Consider the following 17,746-nt stretch of genomic DNA (forward strand, 5'->3'; position numbering starts at 1 on the left):
ATTTTTTATTAATCTATGATATCTTCTTTATAGTCCTGATAAGTAGGGAGTTCTTCTTGATTGCTATTAGTAGCAAATTTAGTATTTACATTAACTCTAGATAGGTTCCATCCCTTTTGGTCAGGAGTTAATTTATAGTATTTAGTAAAATTAAGCTTTTGATTGCCATAGTTAATATTTTGATAACAACTCTCTAATCTAATAAAGGTAACAGCCTTTTTCTTTTCCATTTTTTCTACTAAATAATCTTCTAGAGGTAGTGAATCATAGACACAAGGGGCCTCGTTGGCCCCTAAACTAAAGTCTAACTTAGCAAAGAAATATTGATTAAATTTTTCTTTATTTTGTAGTGATTGATAGTTTTGGTTGGGAATAATATCTAATTGCTGATTACTTATTTTAGGCTCTACTAGTAGATAAATACTTCCTGTTATAGATAAATCTCCTACATTTTTAATCTTAAGTGCTAGTTTGTCTTCTTCAGTAAGTTTAAGTTGGATATCTATCTGAGGTCGATTATTTCTCCACTGTAATCTAGTCTGTTTATAGGCAAAAACAGCAAAGGTTAAAGTCCCAATAGTAATCAATAGATCAGCTGATAGTTGAATTAACCACTTACCATTGTCTAAGATCCAGTCCATAACAACTACTCCTTAAATATCTTCTATAATTTTTGTTATTTCTAAACTCCGTAATCTATTTAAAGTCGCTCCTACTTCCATCATCCGGGGCCGGACATAATTATCTTGGGGAGCCGAAAAAGGAGAAATAACTTCTAAACCTTTGTTGTCTAGTATATTATCTAATTCTTCTAGACTATCGGCCAGAGGGGTTTCCTGGTTGATAATATCCTCTTGTAGAGCATAAACTATTAGATCTCCAATAGTCTGCGTTTCTTCTCGGCTAAGCAATTGTTCTAGTCTACTTAGGTTAATCTCCTCTCTACCAAACTTTAGCTTTTCTCTATCGTGAGCTTTAACCTTGATTTTCCCTTTATATTCTGGATCAATACTGGCTGGATTAGGATATCGTCTACCAACAGTGTTGAAATTAGTATCATTTTCTAGAGAGCGTTGGCTAGGATATTCTTGAGCGATTTTTCTTGCTTTAGCAGTTACATCATAGGGGAGATAATTTTGCATCATAATTACTTGATCTGCTATATCAAAGTAATCTCCAGCCCCTCCAACTACTAGTACAGTAGACACATCATGATCTTGATAGAGGTCTTTTACTTGGTCAATCAGGGGAGTAATAGGTTCTTGCTCATTAGCAATTAGTTGTTGCATTCTAACATCCCGGATCATGAAGTTAGTAGCTGAAGTATCCTCATCAATCAATAATGTTTTACTGCCTAGTTCTAAGCCTTCCACAATGTTAGCTGCTTGGGAAGTACTACCACTAGCATCAGGTGTGCTAAAAAAACTAGTATCAATCTCTTGAGGTAGATTAGTAATAAAGGGGCTGATGTCAACTCTTTCTATTTGTCTGCCATCTTCAGCTCTAATTTTAAGGGCGTTTGGTCTAGTAACTACTAATTCTCGTCCATCATTAGGAATGTGATTATAGATTCCTCGTTCAATTGCTTGGAGTAAAGTTGATTTGCCATGATAGCCACCACCTACAATTAAAGTAATACCTTCTGGAATACCTAAGCCTGTTATCTTGCCGTGATAGGGTAAATCAAACTCCACTTCCAAGGAATCTGAACTTTGGAAAGGGACTACTTGGGTATTAGTTAGTGGTTTATCATTTCGGCCACTCTTTCTAGGTAGTATAGCATCATTAGCAATAAAGGAGATAAGATTTTTTGCTTTTAATCTCCGGCGGAGGATCTGTTGATCTTCTATAGTTAGGATGTGTTCTTTAAAGTTAGCCTTATTTAATTTGTGGTAGAATAGGTTGTCTGCCACTAATTGGGGTAATTCAGTCAAAAAAATTTCTTCAGCTTGCTGGGCGAGAATAGTACGCCCTTTAGCAGGCAAACCAACTCGTAGTCTTACTTCTATTCTGGCTTGATTAAAGTCAATTGCTGTTCTGGCTAGAGCTTCTTGACCAGTGTTAACAATAGAAACTTTACCGCTAGCGCCTGAACCACGATGTCCTTTAACTACTTGTTGGATGCTCTGATCTAGTTTACGAATCAGATAGTCTTCTGTAGCTATCTGCCGAATATTATTTTGTAGAGTCCAGTCAGGAAAGTTGGCAGTTGCAGCGTCAATCCTAATAAATACTTGGGAAGGAGTAGCATAGGGATCACCTTGGACATAAGGAATTCCTAGTTGGTAGTTACCAAAATCATACCACTTATGTTGTAATTTTTTATATGCTTTATAACTTTTATTATCAATTTTTTCTAGAGTCTGGGCCAACTCTTGTTTAGTTAACATTGTAGTCGCTCCTTTATATTTTTTCTAATCCTGCTTCTTTAGCTGCTGTTAGTGCTTCTTTAAACTCCTGAGCAGTAATTGAACGGCTTAGTTTTGTAAATTCTTCTGCTTTGTAAGCCGGATAATATTGTTTCATAATATTAACATAGGTAGTTGGAGAGATCTCTTGGCTGATAAACTCCATTATTTCTTGGGTGCCGGCTAGTTTTTCGGGCAGGATTAAATGACGGATAAGCAATCCAGTTTGGGCTATTCCGTTCTTAATCTCTAAATCTCCTACCTGGCGGTGCATTTCTGTAATAGCTGCTTTAACTATAGAAAAGTAGTCTTCTATTTGGGAGTATTTAAGAGCTACTTCTTCATCAGCATACTTTAGATCTGGCATATAGATACTGATCACATCATCTAATAGTTTTAGTGAATTTACTTCATCATATCCGCCTGAATTATAGACTAACGGAATTTCTAATCCTAACTTACAAGCTTCTAGGGTGGCAGCCAATAAAGCATGGATCATATGACTAGGAGTAACGAAGTTAATATTATGACAACCCTGGTTTTGTAAATCAATCATTATTTCTGCTAATTCTTGGACTGTAACTTGCTCGCCTCTACCTAAGTGGCTTGTATCATAGTTTTGGCAGTAGACACATCTTAGATTACAGTTGCTAAAGAAGATAGTTCCCGAACCTGAAGTCCCGACAAGTGGTTTTTCTTCTCCGAAATGCGGGCCAAAGCTAGCTACTTTGATCTGACTACCAGTCTTACAGTAACCAAGTTCATCTTGAGTGCGATCAACATGACAGTGATGGGGACAGAGAGTACAATCTTTTAGTTGTTCGTAGGCTCGATTTACTCTTGTCTTTAATTCCCCAGAGTCAAAAAGTTGTAGATAATTAGGTTCCATTAGCTTCCTCCTTTATTATTAATAATATCCAGTTAACTAAAAAATATAATTTCCTATGTTTATCTGATCAATTTAAAATTTAATTAAAAGTGATTTTTAACTAGGCCAGCATGTAGAAGTTTAAGATAGTAGAGGGCTAGAGATAAATTATTCCAAATTATTATTGACATATGTTCATAATTGATTTATACTAATACTAGAGTTTGCAGTTTTTAATCCTGGGTAACGGAGGAGTTAGAATGCTAGATGAAACTCGTGAACTAATAAATAAGATAGGAGAACAATTTAATATTAGATTAACTGTGCAGCGTAAACTTATTTTAAAAATATTAATTGAGCAGCAACAACAACATTTATTAGTCGATGAGATTTATACTTTAGTTAAAGAGGAAGGGGCCTCAATTGGTTTAGCAACTATTTATCGTACTTTGGATTTATTAGAAGAAAAAGGGGTGGTTGCTAAAAGAGATTTTGGGGATGGTTCTGCTAGGTATGAATTATTATTTAGAAATACTGATCTTCATCATCATCTAGTCTGTAAAAAATGTGGTAAGGTAATTGAAACTACAGGATTATTAGTTGATGATTTTAAGGAACAGATAGTACGTGATAATAATTTTAAACCAGTTGATTATTGGGTTCAAGTAGAAGGTTATTGTGGAGATTGTCAAGAAGATTAAAAAATTTAATAATTATTAACATATGTTTAAAACTAAAGAATAAAGGAGTGGATAATATGAAAATTGCAGTAACTGTCAGTAATAATACAGGTTTAGAGGCTGAAGTTGATTCTAAATTTGGCAGAACAGCTTATTTTGCTATTATTGATCTTGCTACTGAAGAAGTGGAATTCATTGCTAATACAGCAGCTAACTCTGCTAGTGGAGCTGGAGTGAAGGCAGCTCAATTAGTAGCAGATGAAGAGGTAGAAACATTAATTTCAGGTAGAGTTGGCCCTAAAGCTTTTAGAGGATTAGATAAAGTAGGAATTAAGATCTATACTACTACAGGAACTACTCTTCAAGAAGTTATAGCTGACTATAAGGATGGTAACTTAACAAAAATAGATGGGCCAACTAATCAAGGCCACTTTGGTATGAATTAAGGTGATACAATGAAACTAACAGTTCTAAGTGGTAAAGGAGGAACAGGAAAGACTACTGTTGCTACTAATTTAGCTTTATCTTTAGATAATGTCCAGTTTTTTGATGCTGATGTAGAAGAACCAAATTCTTATATTTTTATCAACCCTGATTTTGCTGCTAAGGAACAAAAAGTGTATCGTAAAGTTCCAGTTATAGATCAGGATAAATGTACTAGTTGTCGAGCTTGTGTTGATTTTTGTGAGTATAATGCTTTGGCTATGCTAGGTGATGAGGTATTAATTTATCCCGAAGTTTGTCATAGTTGTGGTGGTTGTCAGCATCTTTGTCCTGCAGGGGCAATTAGAGAAGAAGAAAGAGTAGCTGGTAAAGTTAATTGGGATCAAGATGCCAATGGTTTAGAATTTTACCAAGGGGAATTAACTATTGGTGAAGCTTCAGCAGTTCCAGTGATTGAAAATCTAAAAGAAAATATTTCTGATAGTAAAACAGTAATTATTGATGCTCCTCCGGGAACTACCTGTCCTACAATTGAAGCTACAATTGATAGTGATTATTGTATTTTAGTTACTGAGCCAACCCCTTTTGGTCTACATGATTTAAAAATGGCTTCCGAATTAGTTGAAGAATTAGGTAAGCCTTATGGAGTAATCATTAATCGCTCTGAACCTAAAGCTGATCAAATAATAGAGGAATATTGTGCGGAAAATGATATTCCTATTTTATTAAAGATACCCTTCAAACGACAAATTGCTAAATTGTATTCTCAAGGGATTCCTTTTGTAGAAGAATTATCAGGTTGGAAAGAGAAATTTCAACAGGTGATTGGGAATTGTAGAGAGATTTAATTATCAATTGTTAATTGTAAATTTAGAAAAGAAGGGGGTGGTAGAATGAAGAAGTTAACTGTGATTAGTGGTAAAGGAGGCACTGGAAAGACTACTGTTACTGCTAATTTAGCTGGATTAGCTCAAGATTTAGTATTAGCTGATTGTGATGTTGATGCTCCTAATCTACATTTATTAATGGCCCCTCAAGTTGAAGAAGAAGAGACTTATCAGGGGGCTAACTTAGCAGTTAAAGATGAAGATTTATGTACTGATTGTGGTTTATGTAGAGAATTTTGTAATTTTGGAGCTATAACTTCTGACAATCAAATAAATGATATTAAGTGTGAAGGATGTGGGTTATGTGTAGCTAAATGTCCTGAGGATGCTTTAGAGCTTGTAGCAGAGGAAACAGGAAAAATTTATTATTCTAGAGCTCAAACTGGGCCAATGGTTCATGCTAAATTAGGGATCGGAGCTGAAAACTCAGGCAAATTAGTTAGTCAAGTAAAGGAAAAAGCAGAAAAGTTGGCCCGGAAAAAGGATAAAGAATTAGTTTTAGTTGATGGTTCACCAGGAATTGGTTGTCCAGTAATTGCTTCTCTTAATGGAGTTGATGCTACATTAGTAGTTACTGAACCAACTAAATCAGGTTTAGCTGATTTAAAAAGAGTACTTAAGGTAATAGAACATTTTTCTATTCCAGCTTTAGTTGTAATTAATAAGTATGATTTAAATGAAGAATTAACAGCTGATATTATAGAATTTTGCCAAGAGCAGGATGTATCTATAGTAGGTAAGATTCCATTTGCTGATACTATTGTTAAAGCCATGGAACAAGGTCAGCTTGTAATTGATTATGCTGAGAATAGTAATTCTGCTCAAGCAATTACAGGAGTTTGGAAGACGATTCAGGATAAGATTTAATTGGTAATGGACGATAAAGGGTTATGATTTTAATTATACATTGTAAATTGTAAACTGTAAATTAAAATTATTAAGGAGTGATAACTATGAAAAAAATAGCTGTACCTACAGATGGAAATCAAGTAGCATCACACTTTGGTCATTGTCCTGAATTTACTATTGTAGAGGTTGAAGGAGAAGAGATAGTTAATGAAAATGTAGTAGATAATCCAGGTCATAAGCCAGGTTTTTTACCTAAATTTTTGAATAATAAAGGAGCAGATTGTATTTTAGCTGGTGGAATGGGTCAACGAGCAGTAGATCTGTTTACTAAAAACGATATTGAGGTAGTTACTGGAGTAAGTGGTAATGTTGAAGCAGGAATCAAATCATATTTAGCAAATAATTTAGATACAGAAGAAAATATTTGTGACCATTAAGTGATATAATGTGGCACAAAAGTGCCACATTATATCAGCTATCTGTCGTCTGCTATGTGTCGTGAGCCAATTCAAATTCAAAACCACAGATCCAGTTCAAATCCTTAAAACATAGTAATCTTAAAGGGTTAGATTTTGAATTTAAAGGTTTTGAATTAGCAGATAGCACACAGCACACGACATACGACTGTGTCACCTATGGTGACACAATATATCAATAATATGTAAATCAAATTAGGAGGTTTTGAAATGTACACTTTAAAGGATGGAGAGTTTGAACTTGAATATGGAAATATTAAGGAAAAGTTAATTGCAGTAGCTAGTGGGAAAGGTGGAGTAGGAAAGTCTACAGTTACAGCTAATCTAGCTGTAAGTTTAGCTCAATCAGGGAAGAAGGTAGGAATTATTGATGCAGATATTCGCGGGTTTAGTATTCCTAGAATTTTAGGATTAACAGAAGAAGCTAAAGCAACTGAAGATGAAAAATTAATTCCTGCCCAGATACATAATTTAAAAGTAATGTCTATGGGGACTTTAATGCCTGAAGAAAAACCAATTGTCTGGAGAGGGCCTTTGTTAGGTAGTACTCTTAAGCAATTTATGACAGATGTCAATTGGGGAGAATTAGATTATTTATTATTTGATTTACCTCCTGGTACAGGAGATATGCCTTTAAATATTCTACAACAAATTCCAGATGCTAACTTAGTAGTAGTAACTACTCCTCAAGTCACAGCTACTAAAGTAGCAGGTCGAGTAGGTAAGATGGCCCAAGAGCTTGAAGTAGAAATTAGTGGGGTAGTAGAAAATATGTCTTATTATCAGTGTCCTGACTGTGGAAATAAGGACTATATCTTTGGACAAGGTGGAGGTCAAAAACTAGCTGATAAGTTAGAGACACAATTATTAGGAGAATTACCTTTGGTTCCTGAAGTAAGAGAAAGTAGTGATCAAGGTGCTCCTATTATGATAGCAAATCCTGAGTCTGAAGTTAGTAAGGAATTTAGTGAGATTGCTAGTCAAATTAGTAACTAAAAATAAGGGCGCATAGGTTGCGCCCTATTTTAGAGAATTTTTTTAAAACTGTTATTGACATATGTTCATAAAAGGTATATAATATAATTGAAAAGAACAAATGTTCAAAAATATAGCGAGGTGATTAAAATGCCTAATAGAGATGGAACAGGTCCAGAAGGATTAGGTTCTAAAACTGGAAGAGGTCTTGGCCCATGTGGCAATGGAAGAAGATCACAAAATGGGAGCCGAGGTAAAGGGCGAGGTAGAGGTAGACAAAGAAGATAAAATTTTAGTTGTTATTAGCATATGTTCAAAACTTAAATAATTAAAAGGAGTGATTAATATGCCTAAAGGAGATGGAACAGGTCCAGAAGGATTAGGTGCTAAAACTGGGAGAGCAGCTGGTTATTGTGCAGGATTTGATCAACCTGGTTTTGCAAATAATAGAGCACCTCGTATGGGATTAGGAAGAAGAAGTACTAATCGAGGTAGAGCAAGAGGTTTTGGACGAGGAGTTAGAGGTCGAGGTAGGAGAAGAAATGCACCTCGGTTTAATGCATCTGCTCAGTCTATGCAGCAAGAAAAAGAAATGTTAAAAGAAGAATTAGATGCTATTGAGAATCGATTGTCTGATTTAGAAGATGAAGATGAATAATTATTTTAAGAAAGACTAGCATAATTGCTAGTCTTTCTTTATACATACAGAGAGGAGAATAAGTAATGAAAAAGGAGTTAGACACTTTAAAAAATTGTTTGCAACCTAGACCTAATATTGTTGTATCATGTCGAGATAATAAAGGAGAAGACAATGCTTTAGCTGTAGCTTATGCTTCCAATTGTAGTTATGATCCTCCGATGGTAATGGTTGGGATTGTTCCGTCGCGTTATTCTTATGATATGGTTAAGGAGTCAGGGGTTTTTGTAGTTAATTTGGTTCCTGAAGAATTAGAAGAAGAATATTATTATTTAGGTAGTCATAGTGGACGAGATGAAGATAAATTAAATAACTTAAACTTAGAAGTTAAGGATGGAATAAAAGTTGATGCTCCTATATTAGTTGATTTTCCAGTTAATATTGAATGTCAAGTAGTTGATTCAATTGTAACTGGTTCTCATGAAATGTTTATTGGGCAAGTAGAACAAGTTCATATAGATCAAGAATTAGTTAATGATGATAAAGAAGTTAATTTGTCTGCAATTAATTATTTGTTATAATAATTTAATTATGAATATTTTAAGTATAAGATTAGGTTGATATTCTCTAGTAATTTATGATATAATTTAAGAACAAAAATGGAGATGATAATATGGTACGTCCTACTAAGGAGCGAAGAGTCGAATATATACCAGAGGTTAAATTCTTTAAGCCAGCCGGTATTCCAAAACGTAAGTTACAGAAAGTTTCTTTAACTATTGAAGAAATAGAAGCAATTCGATTAAAAGATAATGAAGAATTGACGCAAGCAGAGGCAGCAGAAAGAATGGAAGTTTCTCGACCTACTTTTCAGAGAATATTAACTAAGGCTAGAAAAAAAATTGCTGAAGGATTGATAGAAGGTAAGGCTATTAAATTTCAGGGGGGAGATTATAGGTTTAAACCTCGATGTGAAAAATGTGGAGCAGATTTTACTCCTCAACCAGGTAAAAAGAGGCACAGACATAGAAAAGAAACTTGTCCTAAATGTGATAAAAAGGGAGATGAATAAATTTGAACTCTCAAGATTTAGAGATTAAAATTTTGGCTAATGATAAAGTGATTAAAGAAAATTTATTAGCTGAACATGGACTTTGTTTTTGGATTAAGTATGGTAAGGAAGAGTATCTATTTGATACAGGTCAGGGATTAGTTCTACAACACAATGCTGAAGAATTAGGAATTGATTTAAATAATTTAGCAGGGATAATATTAAGTCATGGGCACTATGATCATGGTGGAGGATTAAATAAGTTAGTGAAGAAGGGGTTTAATTGTAAAGTTTATGCTCATCCTCAAGCCTCCAAGAATAAGTATTCTAAGCACGATGAAGAATTAGTAGATAGAGGGATTAATATAACAAAAGAAGATGTTAATTTTGTTTCTATCACTAGCCCTTTAGAAGTCATTTCTGGTTTATGGGTGACTGGAGAAATTCCTAGAACTAATGACTGGGAGCAGATTCCTAAGAAATATAAGATTAAATTAGATGATAAAGTGCAGCAGGATTATTTTCAAGATGATCAAGCAGTATTTATGGAGACTGAACAAGGAGTAATAGTTTTATTAGGTTGTAGTCATGCTGGAGTAGTTAATACTTTAGAGTATATTAGAGAACTTACTTCTAGTCCTATTCAAGCTATAATAGGCGGGATGCATTTAATTAATGCTGATGGTGATCGAATAAGTAAGACAGTTGAGTATCTAAAAGATTTAAATCCTGAATTAGTTATGCCCCTACACTGTACTGGATTTGTAGCAACTGAACAATTAATTGAAGTATTAGGGCCAACTGTAGAGTTAGGTAAATTAGGATCTCATATCAAGTTTTAAGTTTAATTTTTCTTGACAGAAAAATTAAACTATATTATAATTGTACATGCAATTTGATATTAATTATTAGCGGGCTGTAGCGCAGGTTGGTAGCGCACTACGCTGGGGGCGTAGGGGTCGCTGGTTCAAATCCAGTCAGCCCGACCACTTATAATCGTTGAATCGCCGGGGATTGTGGACGTTAACATTCTCTGGCGTTTTTTATTTTTTTGACGACACTCTGCCGACAAAGTAATGAAGAATCTATTTTTCAAGACTATTTTTTAGTTTTTGAACTGCTTCTTTTTGCATGGAAGGGATAACGTGAGAATATGTATCAAGGGTTTGATTAATTGAATTATGGCTTAATCTTTCTTGGATAATTAGATCTATTCCTAGTCGTTTCAATAGCTCATATGGTAGATTTGTCACTAAAAACAGGAGGAATGATCAGAACAATCACTATATGGTTCTATATTTCAAAGGAAGGAATGAGTGCATTAGAAAACTTAGGGCAGGCTGGAGTTCCGATACCTTCTAGATTAAGAGATGCACTACAACAGCTTAATGATAGCCAGTAAGAAAGGAGGTGATATATTGAGTACTATAAGAGTAGTGCGCAAGGAAGAAACTGGTGAAGCAACATTAGGCGAAATATTTGTTGATGGAGAAAGGATAGGTCATACTTTAGAGCAACCTTGGCAGAATAACAAGCAGGGTGAAAGTTGTATTCCGCCAGGAAAATATTGGGCCTATCTTCGGGACCAGGAGCAGAGTAATAGCCGTTGGGACTATAACCCTATCCAGTTTATTGATGTGCATAATCGTGAGTATATCCAAATTCATATAGGCAATTATCCAGAGGATACGGAAGGTTGTATATTGCCTGGAAAAGGAAGGGGCAAAAATGCTGTCTGGAATAGTGCAGATGCTTTTGAGGAGATTGTAAGTAAGATTGATAAGACTAAACCTGTAAAAGTGATTATTGAATATGTTTAATCAGACTGCCAGGAATGGCAGTTAAATTATTTTTTTGAGGTGATAATGTGCAAGGTGGAGAGTTTGTAGCAGGTTGGATGAAGATATTGATTATTATTTTTCTAGCTGGAATCGCAACTGATGAGCTAATCAGATTCATTTTAAGATTACTTTCCTAAAATGTAATGGTTGATTCGATAGGGATTAGTGCTACTGAATTTCCTGGATTAAGTTTAGTTGCCACTAGTAAAGATATACATAATAAACCATTAATAAATTTCTGTGGCACAAGTGCAGCAACCCCAAAAGCTTCAAAAATGCTATCAAGAATATGGGCAGAAAATCCTGAATATAGTGCTGCTACTATTCGAGGGCTGTTAATTCATTCAGCTAATTGGACAGGTGCTATGAAAGAACAATTTGAGAATAGATATAATTTATTTCGCACTTGTGGATATGGTGTTCCGGATGTTCAATCTGCTATTAAAAGTGCTAATTCTCATGTGACATTAATTGCTGAAGATGAAATTACTTGTAATTATGAGGAAGGTCAATCTGAAGAAAGATATTTAAATTATTATGAAATCCCTTGGCCGAAAGATTTATTATTGACATTAGGAGAAAAAGAGGTAGAGTGAAAAGTAACATTATCTTACTTTTCAGAACCTAATCCTCGACAAACTGCTAGAAATTATCAAGGGGCAAAATTGAAATGGGGGATGCAGAACCCAAATGAAACTGATGGAGAATTTTTCAAAAGGATTAATTATAAGCATCGTGAGGAAGGAGAGAGCGGCCACACAGATGATATACCTTGGGAATTGGGGGTTAGAGCAAGAAGCCGCGGAACCGTTCAATCAGATAAATGGAATTGCATTGCCTCAGAGTTAGCTACTTGTGGTCATATAATTGTTTATCCGGTTAATGGGTGGTGGAAAGAAAGAAAGGAAAAAAGAAAAAATGCTAAATTATCTTTTTCTTTGATTGTTTCTGTGAAAACTGAGGATATAGATCTTGATTTATATAATCCTATAGAAGAAAAAATAACTCAAGAAGTAACTTCAGAAGTCCAAGAAGTTACTATTTCAACATAAACAACAAAGGACTTTATATCATACTAAACATACTGAATACAAAATCAAGTTTCTAAGTTTTTTAGAGTTATTGATTAGTTTTAATACCATTCTACCACAATATTATGTTAAAATCAATATTTGTTAAAATCAAGAAATTAGGTTCAATAGTACCAACTTGGTTAGTGTTTTTATTTATAACTGCTATTTTTGCTATGGAGGATAGTTTGATTGGAGCAGGGATATTTGGTTTTAATGCTATTTTATCTGTGATTTCTAGATTAATCAAGAAAAGTTAGGGGGATGATTATAAAAAGACGTCAATTTAGATATCCACAAGATGCTTGGGATCAATTTAAAAAGAATTGTAAAAATAATGGAACGGATGCTAGTTCAGAATTACATAAATTTATTTTTGAATTTAACAAACAACATGAATTTCTAAATGAATTAGAGGAAATAAATGAGTTAGCAGAAAATAAACAGATGGATGAAATAAAAGATAAAGTTAACGAGATGATTAAAAAGTTAGAAGCTAGGGAAGTGGAAGAGTGAAAATTACTAGCTTCTTCTACAAATTAGCTCGTACTGTTAATCTTATAGGCAAAATCATAGCGGGTCCATTTAAGTTGGTGAAACATTTGGCTCGCAAGTCATTTATTAAGAACATATTAAATATTTTCGGGTTGTAATGCTACCTTAATCGGTAGTTTTTTTCTTTTTTTGCTGACGACACGCTGCGGATAGGATCAAATTAACTGTTTCGTATATCCGTTCATACTTGCCGGTTACTGGATTCTTACCTTTGCTAACTATTATTTGCCATGAGTTTTTCCTGGTTTGCGAATATGGCCCATTTTTTCTTCTCCTTTCATATTAATCGCTGATATTTTTATGGAATAATTTATTTTTAAATTTTTTATAGTGGACACGATTATTAAAAAATAAGCATATCATATACAAAACTTATTTTCAAAGGAGGTTTTTATGAGTAAACTAAATAATTCAATTGAACTTGTAGGGGTGGCTGATAGTTTTCCAAAGATAAGTGAAAAAGAGCCTTGGAATCAATTAAGTATACATAAAAATTTGAATATTCCTAATCCAAAACCAGATATCGAACAAATAACTAAAGTAGTTGTATCTCCGGAGATTTTATCAAATCGTATTATACATACTCCTAAATGTAAAAAGTCGAAATTTTCAGGTAGAAAATCAACAGGAAAAAAACTTATAGTAGGAGGAAAATTAAAAACAAAGGTTTTTTATGTTGCAGATAAGCCTGAGCAGCCAATACATTCAGCACATTTTGATCTTCCTTTTTCTTCTCATATAATACTTCCGGCTTGTACAAAACCCACTTGTGAACTAAAGGTCAATTCATATGTAGAAGATATTTTTATAAAATCAATCAACTCCCGTGATATTTTTATAGATATAGTGTTATTTTTACATGTTGTTTTTCCTAAGTGTAATAAATACTAAAAATTATATGTAACATTTTGCCAGTGGGATTAATATTATATACCAAAAGATTGAAAGGAGGTATTATTTTGGCTCAATTACAGGATTTTGTAGAAGTTGTAGGGTTGTGCGAGCCGGATGATTTTCCAGACTTGACTTTGGGTGCATTTAATCAAATAACTGTAGAAGAGAATTTAACTATTCCAGAACAAAAACCAGACATTGAACAAATCATGAAAGTAATAATTGAAGGAACAGTTACTAATTTAAGATTAGTCAGAACACCTATTGGTGTATCATTAGACGGAACAGTTTTAACTGGCTGGAAAGTTGTTGTAGAAGGCCAACTTAACCAGAAAATTGTATATGTAGCTGAAACCGAAGAAGGTGATCAACCAGTTCATTCAGCAGAATTTAGTACTCCATTTAGTACCTTTATTATTGCTCCAGTGGATGCTGTGGGGGCACTTACACCAAATGATGTTGACCAGATTGATGTTAATATTTGTACCGAAGATGTATTCGTGCAACAAGTTACTCCTCGAGAAATATTTAAAAATGTTACTATTTTACTGCAAGCCAATAGTGACTTATTTACTGATTTAGGATTATCTTCTCCTTTAACTCCATGATTGAAAGTTTAGTAGCCTAGTGTAAAAGCTAGGCTACTTTTTATTTGATTAACATTTATATATTTAATTTTCGCATAAGAATAAATCACGGGTAAAAAAATAATAGTAACTTTTAATGAAAACAGGTGATATAATGCCAATTCATTTTAACTTTGCGATATATACTGGTGTTTTAGCTTTAGTTCTTGTTACACTTATTCCCAGAAAAACGATTAGAGAACTAATAATTTATGGTATTATTTTTGGTGCTATTGGGGATTTCTTAGCTATTTTTATTGTAACTCATCTTTTAGGGTGGGGAGGTTACATTAATTATGGGCAATTTGGTTTATAATGCATTTTTACTTTATACCTGATCATAAGATATTAAGATATATTTATATAGTATCAGCAGCTGCTTATTCTGTTTTGTTTTCTAATGTTTTAGCTAACTTTGATATTTTTAGGTGGAATTATAGTGAGATAATAATTCCATTCTTTATCTATGTTACGTGGTTTACTGGAAGTGCTTGGGCTAAAGAAAAAATCGATCAGGAGGTATGATAATGGAAAAATCCGAATTATTTTCGGATCCGATATTACTTGGTTCAATTGCGGGAATAGCGGGCAACATTCCTAAATCAATTTTAACACTTACTTTTCAACAATTTGGCTGGATGTACTACACCTATCTTTAATTGTGGATTATTCTGTTGATTTTACGGTTGCTGCTTTATTAGGAGTATTACTTGTATACATTATTCGATTAACGGGCAATGATTATGAGATTTATAAAGGATTACTTATTGGTTTAGCTAGTTTCATATTTCTTTATGGGATTATGGTACGAACGAGTCTTACTAGTGGTAATTTAGCTACTCCTTTACCAAATTTTTTAGGACTTCTCCTTCATATTATATTTGGATTAGTTAGTGGTTGGGTTATTAAGCAGTATGGCAGGGTTTAAGCCAATATAAGTTCAGGAGTGTTAAACATTTGAGCGTTTTATTTAAGACTGTAAACTCCATATTATTTATTGAATTTGATAATTTTAGAGCAAGAGTAACATTAAATTTATTAGTTAAATTTTGAGTTTTAGTAATTGTATTTTTATGTTTACTTCAGTTGGTTTCTAAAACCTCAACTGTAAATAAAACTTTGGATTTAAAAGAAAATTATATGCCAATTCCCCTATTGCTTTGCTGCATATAGATATTTCAAAGGATAGAACAGAAAATAAAGAATTAACCTCTTTAGAGGTTAGGAAATATTTAAGAGGGTGGGGGTTGAGTTATTATTAAAATTATAGTACTGTTAATCTTATAGGCAAAATCATAGCGGCTTCATTTAAGCTGGTGAAATATTTGGCTTGCAAGTCATTTATTAAGAATATATTAAATATTTTCTGGTTGTAATGCTACCTTAATCGGTAATTTTTTCTTTTTTTGCTGACGACAGGATAAAATATGATTATGATTTTTATTTTAGCTCATGAATTTAAACTTGCGGTTTGTTAGTAATTAAGCCGTGTTATGATTGCCTATTAATATAGAATAAAACCAGGTTATAAAACTGGGGGCGTAGGGGTCGCTGGTTCAAATCCAGTCAGCCCGACCACTTATAATCGTTTACATTATAGGAATTGTCGGAGGTTTAATTACTCCGGCATTTTTTTATGCCAAGTTGGCCCACTAAACTGAGACTGTTAGATCTTCATTAGGTTGTGTTTCTTGCCCTTCGAAATAGTAGTCTACAATCTTGCTTCTGATTCTCCTCTCCGTATCCGCCTATAATATCTTCTTTTTTACAATTCCGTTGCAGAATAATTGCTAGTTCTCTTAAAACTTCATTTCCAGCTGGTCCTTACCTTGAGTTAAATACTGCTTTGTTTTTTCCTTAAAAGTTCTTAAATTTAATAATCCTATTCTTGGATCATATTTAGCTAGTTCCTTTTATCCAGTTCATAGCAGTAAAGAATTCTTTTAACATGAGTTTAGTCAATTATTAATTAGTCACTTATGACTATAAATTAACTTACATTTTTATACAAAAAATTCTTGAAAAAGTTAATTACATCCATTAAAATAAAAATGAGCGTAATTAATAAAACTAATATAAGTGTTGAGGAGGCGATTTATGAAGGATTTAGCATTGATTTTGGCAGGTGGTAGAGGTACAAGATTGGATATTTTATCTGGACATCGGGCTAAACCTAGTGTCCCTTTTGGAGGAAAGTTTAGATTAATTGATTTTGCTTTAAGTAACTGTGTTAACTCAGGGATTTATGATGTAGGAGTTTTAACTCAATACCTACCTATGTCTTTAAATGAACATATCGGTATTGGAAAGCCCTGGGATTTAGATAGAAGAATAGGCGGTGTGACTTTATTACAGCCTTATACTGGCAAAGGTAAAAAGGGCAGTTGGTATCAGGGTACAGCTCATGCAGTGTACCAGAATATGAACTTTATTAGGCAGCATAATCCAAAGAATGTTATTATTTTATCTGGTGATCATGTCTACAAAATGGATTATAGTGAAATGATAGCTACTCATGAACAAAAAGATGCGGGTTTGACTGTAGCAACTCAGCGAGTACCTTATGAAGAAGCAAGTAGATTTGGAATTTTAGAACCTGATGAAGAGATGAAAATAGTGGACTTTAAAGAAAAACCAGAGGATCCACCAAGTAATTTGGCTTCAATGGGGATTTATGTATTTAAGACTGAAGTATTGTTAGAAGCTTTAGATGAGTATTGTACTCAAGAAAGTTCTGATTTTGGTCATCATATTATTCCGCCACTAATTGAGCAAGGTCAAGCATATACTTATGAGTTTGATGGGTACTGGAAGGATGTAGGAACCTTAGAATCCTTCTGGGAGACTAATCTATCATTGACTAATTTAATCCCTGATCTTAATTTATATGATCAGGACTGGAAAATACATACTAGAAGTAAAGAAAAACCGCCTGTTAAATTTGGGGCTAAAGGAAAAGCAATTGGTAGTATTGTTGCTAATGGTTCAATTATTAATGGAAAGGTAGAAAATTCTGTTATTGCTCCCGGAGTATTTGTTGAAGAAGGAGCAGTAGTTAGAGATTCTATTATATTTGATAATACAGTAGTGAAAGAAGATTCTATTGTGTGTAAGTCAATTATTGATAAAAAAGTAGTAGTTAGGAATAATTGTCATATAGGTTTTGGGAATGATATGACCCCTAATCAGGAGAAACCGGATTTATTACATACAGGATTAAATGTAATAGCTAAAGGATCTCGGATACCTTCAAATACTCAAGTAGGACGAAATTGTAGGATCTTTTCTTATGCTGATAAGGAAGATTTTGCTGATCAAATAGTTACTAGTGGAAGTACAGTCGAAAGTAATACTACTGATGACCTACTATCTAATAGTGAAGTGGCAGTTACAAGTGAATAAAAATTAATTAAAAGCGTTCTCCTTAAGGAGAACGCTTTTTTATTGTGTGCTCTGTAAATTATGAAAATAGTAGATGAGAATTT

At 33.6% G+C, this 17,746-nt stretch carries 24 protein-coding genes, 2 tRNA genes and 1 pseudogene; 24 read left to right on the forward strand and 3 right to left on the reverse strand.

From position 1 onward, the window contains the following. Nucleotides 1-8 precede the first annotated feature (8 nt). The 3 genes from ACYQ3D_RS05540 to ACYQ3D_RS05550 are packed head-to-tail and all read right to left on the reverse strand — an operon-like array spanning nucleotide 9 to nucleotide 3,297. A complete protein-coding gene (locus tag ACYQ3D_RS05540; RefSeq protein ID WP_459836962.1) occupies nucleotides 9-641 on the reverse strand; it encodes a hypothetical protein in 633 nt (210 codons plus the stop codon). A 12-nt stretch (nucleotides 642-653) separates the two neighbouring features. Next, complete coding sequence (locus ACYQ3D_RS05545; RefSeq protein ID WP_459836963.1) at nucleotides 654-2,390, reverse strand: ABC-ATPase domain-containing protein; 1,737 nt, start codon at nucleotides 2,388-2,390, stop codon at nucleotides 654-656. A gap of 13 nt (nucleotides 2,391-2,403) precedes the next feature. Then, the gene (locus ACYQ3D_RS05550) at nucleotides 2,404-3,297 is read right to left on the reverse strand and encodes a radical SAM protein (protein ID WP_459836965.1); all 894 of its coding nucleotides are present in this window, start codon (nucleotides 3,295-3,297) and stop codon (nucleotides 2,404-2,406) included. 239 nt (nucleotides 3,298-3,536) lie between these two features. On the opposite strand from ACYQ3D_RS05550, the gene ACYQ3D_RS05555 reads away from it, so the two are divergent. From ACYQ3D_RS05555 to ACYQ3D_RS05670, 24 genes and pseudogenes are all read left to right on the forward strand, one after another. Continuing rightward, nucleotides 3,537-3,977 carry a Fur family transcriptional regulator gene (locus tag ACYQ3D_RS05555; RefSeq protein ID WP_459836966.1) on the forward strand — a complete coding sequence of 147 codons (441 nt, stop codon included), beginning with the start codon at nucleotides 3,537-3,539 and terminating at the stop codon, nucleotides 3,975-3,977. Nucleotides 3,978-4,033: 56 nt separating this feature from the next. Beyond that, complete coding sequence (locus ACYQ3D_RS05560) at nucleotides 4,034-4,402, forward strand: NifB/NifX family molybdenum-iron cluster-binding protein (protein ID WP_459836967.1); 369 nt, start codon at nucleotides 4,034-4,036, stop codon at nucleotides 4,400-4,402. 9 nt (nucleotides 4,403-4,411) lie between these two features. Then, entirely contained in the window at nucleotides 4,412-5,248 is an 837-nt protein-coding gene (locus ACYQ3D_RS05565; RefSeq protein ID WP_459836969.1) for an ATP-binding protein, read from the forward strand. Nucleotides 5,249-5,293: 45 nt separating this feature from the next. Further along, nucleotides 5,294-6,154 (forward strand): ATP-binding protein, encoded by an 861-nt coding sequence (locus ACYQ3D_RS05570; RefSeq protein WP_459836970.1) that lies wholly within the window; start codon nucleotides 5,294-5,296, stop codon nucleotides 6,152-6,154. An 86-nt stretch (nucleotides 6,155-6,240) separates the two neighbouring features. Continuing rightward, on the forward strand, nucleotides 6,241-6,573 hold the full coding sequence (locus ACYQ3D_RS05575; RefSeq protein ID WP_459836971.1) for a NifB/NifX family molybdenum-iron cluster-binding protein: 333 nt from the start codon (nucleotides 6,241-6,243) through the stop codon (nucleotides 6,571-6,573). A gap of 249 nt (nucleotides 6,574-6,822) precedes the next feature. Then, nucleotides 6,823-7,608, forward strand: a complete 786-nt coding sequence (locus ACYQ3D_RS05580; protein ID WP_459836973.1) for an Mrp/NBP35 family ATP-binding protein — start codon at nucleotides 6,823-6,825, stop codon at nucleotides 7,606-7,608. Between the two features lie 129 nt (nucleotides 7,609-7,737). Beyond that, nucleotides 7,738-7,875 (forward strand): DUF5320 domain-containing protein, encoded by a 138-nt coding sequence (locus ACYQ3D_RS05585; protein WP_459836974.1) that lies wholly within the window; start codon nucleotides 7,738-7,740, stop codon nucleotides 7,873-7,875. Between the two features lie 58 nt (nucleotides 7,876-7,933). Next, a complete protein-coding gene (locus ACYQ3D_RS05590; protein ID WP_459836976.1) occupies nucleotides 7,934-8,245 on the forward strand; it encodes a DUF5320 domain-containing protein in 312 nt (103 codons plus the stop codon). Nucleotides 8,246-8,310: 65 nt separating this feature from the next. After that, entirely contained in the window at nucleotides 8,311-8,805 is a 495-nt protein-coding gene (locus ACYQ3D_RS05595) for a flavin reductase family protein (protein WP_459836978.1), read from the forward strand. 92 nt (nucleotides 8,806-8,897) lie between these two features. Continuing rightward, nucleotides 8,898-9,296, forward strand: coding sequence for a DUF134 domain-containing protein (locus ACYQ3D_RS05600; RefSeq protein WP_459836979.1), 399 nt, complete (start codon nucleotides 8,898-8,900; stop codon nucleotides 9,294-9,296). Between the two features lie 2 nt (nucleotides 9,297-9,298). Continuing rightward, complete coding sequence (locus ACYQ3D_RS05605) at nucleotides 9,299-10,117, forward strand: MBL fold metallo-hydrolase (protein WP_459836981.1); 819 nt, start codon at nucleotides 9,299-9,301, stop codon at nucleotides 10,115-10,117. A 70-nt stretch (nucleotides 10,118-10,187) separates the two neighbouring features. Next, nucleotides 10,188-10,264, forward strand: a tRNA-Pro gene (locus tag ACYQ3D_RS05610). 233 nt (nucleotides 10,265-10,497) lie between these two features. Next, a pseudogene (locus tag ACYQ3D_RS05615) lies at nucleotides 10,498-10,677 on the forward strand (phage holin family protein); the annotation flags it as partial. A 16-nt stretch (nucleotides 10,678-10,693) separates the two neighbouring features. Next, on the forward strand, nucleotides 10,694-11,095 hold the full coding sequence (locus tag ACYQ3D_RS05620) for a DUF5675 family protein (RefSeq protein ID WP_459836983.1): 402 nt from the start codon (nucleotides 10,694-10,696) through the stop codon (nucleotides 11,093-11,095). A gap of 164 nt (nucleotides 11,096-11,259) precedes the next feature. Continuing rightward, nucleotides 11,260-11,712 (forward strand): S8 family serine peptidase, encoded by a 453-nt coding sequence (locus ACYQ3D_RS05625; protein ID WP_459836985.1) that lies wholly within the window; start codon nucleotides 11,260-11,262, stop codon nucleotides 11,710-11,712. Nucleotides 11,713-11,793: 81 nt separating this feature from the next. Further along, nucleotides 11,794-12,168, forward strand: coding sequence for a hypothetical protein (locus ACYQ3D_RS05630; RefSeq protein WP_459836986.1), 375 nt, complete (start codon nucleotides 11,794-11,796; stop codon nucleotides 12,166-12,168). 282 nt (nucleotides 12,169-12,450) lie between these two features. Continuing rightward, nucleotides 12,451-12,702 (forward strand): hypothetical protein, encoded by a 252-nt coding sequence (locus ACYQ3D_RS05635; RefSeq protein ID WP_459836987.1) that lies wholly within the window; start codon nucleotides 12,451-12,453, stop codon nucleotides 12,700-12,702. 432 nt (nucleotides 12,703-13,134) lie between these two features. Further along, a complete protein-coding gene (locus tag ACYQ3D_RS05640; protein ID WP_459836989.1) occupies nucleotides 13,135-13,632 on the forward strand; it encodes a DUF3794 domain-containing protein in 498 nt (165 codons plus the stop codon). 68 nt (nucleotides 13,633-13,700) lie between these two features. Beyond that, nucleotides 13,701-14,243 carry a DUF3794 domain-containing protein gene (locus tag ACYQ3D_RS05645; protein ID WP_459836991.1) on the forward strand — a complete coding sequence of 181 codons (543 nt, stop codon included), beginning with the start codon at nucleotides 13,701-13,703 and terminating at the stop codon, nucleotides 14,241-14,243. Nucleotides 14,244-14,358: 115 nt separating this feature from the next. Next, nucleotides 14,359-14,577 carry a hypothetical protein gene (locus ACYQ3D_RS05650; RefSeq protein ID WP_459836992.1) on the forward strand — a complete coding sequence of 73 codons (219 nt, stop codon included), beginning with the start codon at nucleotides 14,359-14,361 and terminating at the stop codon, nucleotides 14,575-14,577. Further along, a complete protein-coding gene (locus tag ACYQ3D_RS05655; RefSeq protein ID WP_459836994.1) occupies nucleotides 14,577-14,786 on the forward strand; it encodes a hypothetical protein in 210 nt (69 codons plus the stop codon). The genes ACYQ3D_RS05650 and ACYQ3D_RS05655 overlap by 1 nt, the downstream gene beginning before the upstream one ends. Nucleotides 14,787-14,788: 2 nt before the next feature. Next, a complete protein-coding gene (locus tag ACYQ3D_RS05660) occupies nucleotides 14,789-14,920 on the forward strand; it encodes a hypothetical protein (protein WP_459836995.1) in 132 nt (43 codons plus the stop codon). 808 nt (nucleotides 14,921-15,728) lie between these two features. Continuing rightward, nucleotides 15,729-15,839, forward strand: a tRNA-OTHER gene (locus ACYQ3D_RS05665). A 519-nt stretch (nucleotides 15,840-16,358) separates the two neighbouring features. After that, on the forward strand, nucleotides 16,359-17,663 hold the full coding sequence (locus tag ACYQ3D_RS05670) for a glucose-1-phosphate adenylyltransferase (RefSeq protein WP_459836997.1): 1,305 nt from the start codon (nucleotides 16,359-16,361) through the stop codon (nucleotides 17,661-17,663). The last annotated feature ends 83 nt before the right edge of the window (nucleotides 17,664-17,746 follow it).

The organism is Halanaerobaculum tunisiense (assembly GCF_054657635.1).

Excerpts from the sequence above, each read along its gene's own strand:
- ACYQ3D_RS05570 (WP_459836970.1), top strand. The coding sequence starts at position 5,294 with ATGAAGAAGTTAACTGTGATTAGTGGTAAAGGAGGCACTGGAAAGACT.
- ACYQ3D_RS05650 (WP_459836992.1), top strand. The coding sequence starts at position 14,359 with ATGAAAACAGGTGATATAATGCCAATTCATTTTAACTTTGCGATATAT.
- ACYQ3D_RS05540 (WP_459836962.1), bottom strand. The coding sequence starts at position 641 with ATGGACTGGATCTTAGACAATGGTAAGTGGTTAATTCAACTATCAGCT.
- ACYQ3D_RS05660 (WP_459836995.1), top strand. The coding sequence starts at position 14,789 with ATGGAAAAATCCGAATTATTTTCGGATCCGATATTACTTGGTTCAATT.
- ACYQ3D_RS05595 (WP_459836978.1), top strand. The coding sequence starts at position 8,311 with ATGAAAAAGGAGTTAGACACTTTAAAAAATTGTTTGCAACCTAGACCT.
- ACYQ3D_RS05670 (WP_459836997.1), top strand. The coding sequence starts at position 16,359 with ATGAAGGATTTAGCATTGATTTTGGCAGGTGGTAGAGGTACAAGATTG.
- ACYQ3D_RS05575 (WP_459836971.1), top strand. The coding sequence starts at position 6,241 with ATGAAAAAAATAGCTGTACCTACAGATGGAAATCAAGTAGCATCACAC.
- ACYQ3D_RS05560 (WP_459836967.1), top strand. The coding sequence starts at position 4,034 with ATGAAAATTGCAGTAACTGTCAGTAATAATACAGGTTTAGAGGCTGAA.
- ACYQ3D_RS05625 (WP_459836985.1), top strand. The coding sequence starts at position 11,260 with ATGGTTGATTCGATAGGGATTAGTGCTACTGAATTTCCTGGATTAAGT.
- ACYQ3D_RS05635 (WP_459836987.1), top strand. The coding sequence starts at position 12,451 with ATGATTATAAAAAGACGTCAATTTAGATATCCACAAGATGCTTGGGAT.
- ACYQ3D_RS05600 (WP_459836979.1), top strand. The coding sequence starts at position 8,898 with ATGGTACGTCCTACTAAGGAGCGAAGAGTCGAATATATACCAGAGGTT.
- ACYQ3D_RS05545 (WP_459836963.1), bottom strand. The coding sequence starts at position 2,390 with ATGTTAACTAAACAAGAGTTGGCCCAGACTCTAGAAAAAATTGATAAT.
- ACYQ3D_RS05590 (WP_459836976.1), top strand. The coding sequence starts at position 7,934 with ATGCCTAAAGGAGATGGAACAGGTCCAGAAGGATTAGGTGCTAAAACT.
- ACYQ3D_RS05655 (WP_459836994.1), top strand. The coding sequence starts at position 14,577 with ATGCATTTTTACTTTATACCTGATCATAAGATATTAAGATATATTTAT.
- ACYQ3D_RS05580 (WP_459836973.1), top strand. The coding sequence starts at position 6,823 with ATGTACACTTTAAAGGATGGAGAGTTTGAACTTGAATATGGAAATATT.
- ACYQ3D_RS05555 (WP_459836966.1), top strand. The coding sequence starts at position 3,537 with ATGCTAGATGAAACTCGTGAACTAATAAATAAGATAGGAGAACAATTT.
- ACYQ3D_RS05585 (WP_459836974.1), top strand. The coding sequence starts at position 7,738 with ATGCCTAATAGAGATGGAACAGGTCCAGAAGGATTAGGTTCTAAAACT.
- ACYQ3D_RS05565 (WP_459836969.1), top strand. The coding sequence starts at position 4,412 with ATGAAACTAACAGTTCTAAGTGGTAAAGGAGGAACAGGAAAGACTACT.
- ACYQ3D_RS05630 (WP_459836986.1), top strand. The coding sequence starts at position 11,794 with ATGCAGAACCCAAATGAAACTGATGGAGAATTTTTCAAAAGGATTAAT.
- ACYQ3D_RS05550 (WP_459836965.1), bottom strand. The coding sequence starts at position 3,297 with ATGGAACCTAATTATCTACAACTTTTTGACTCTGGGGAATTAAAGACA.
- ACYQ3D_RS05640 (WP_459836989.1), top strand. The coding sequence starts at position 13,135 with ATGAGTAAACTAAATAATTCAATTGAACTTGTAGGGGTGGCTGATAGT.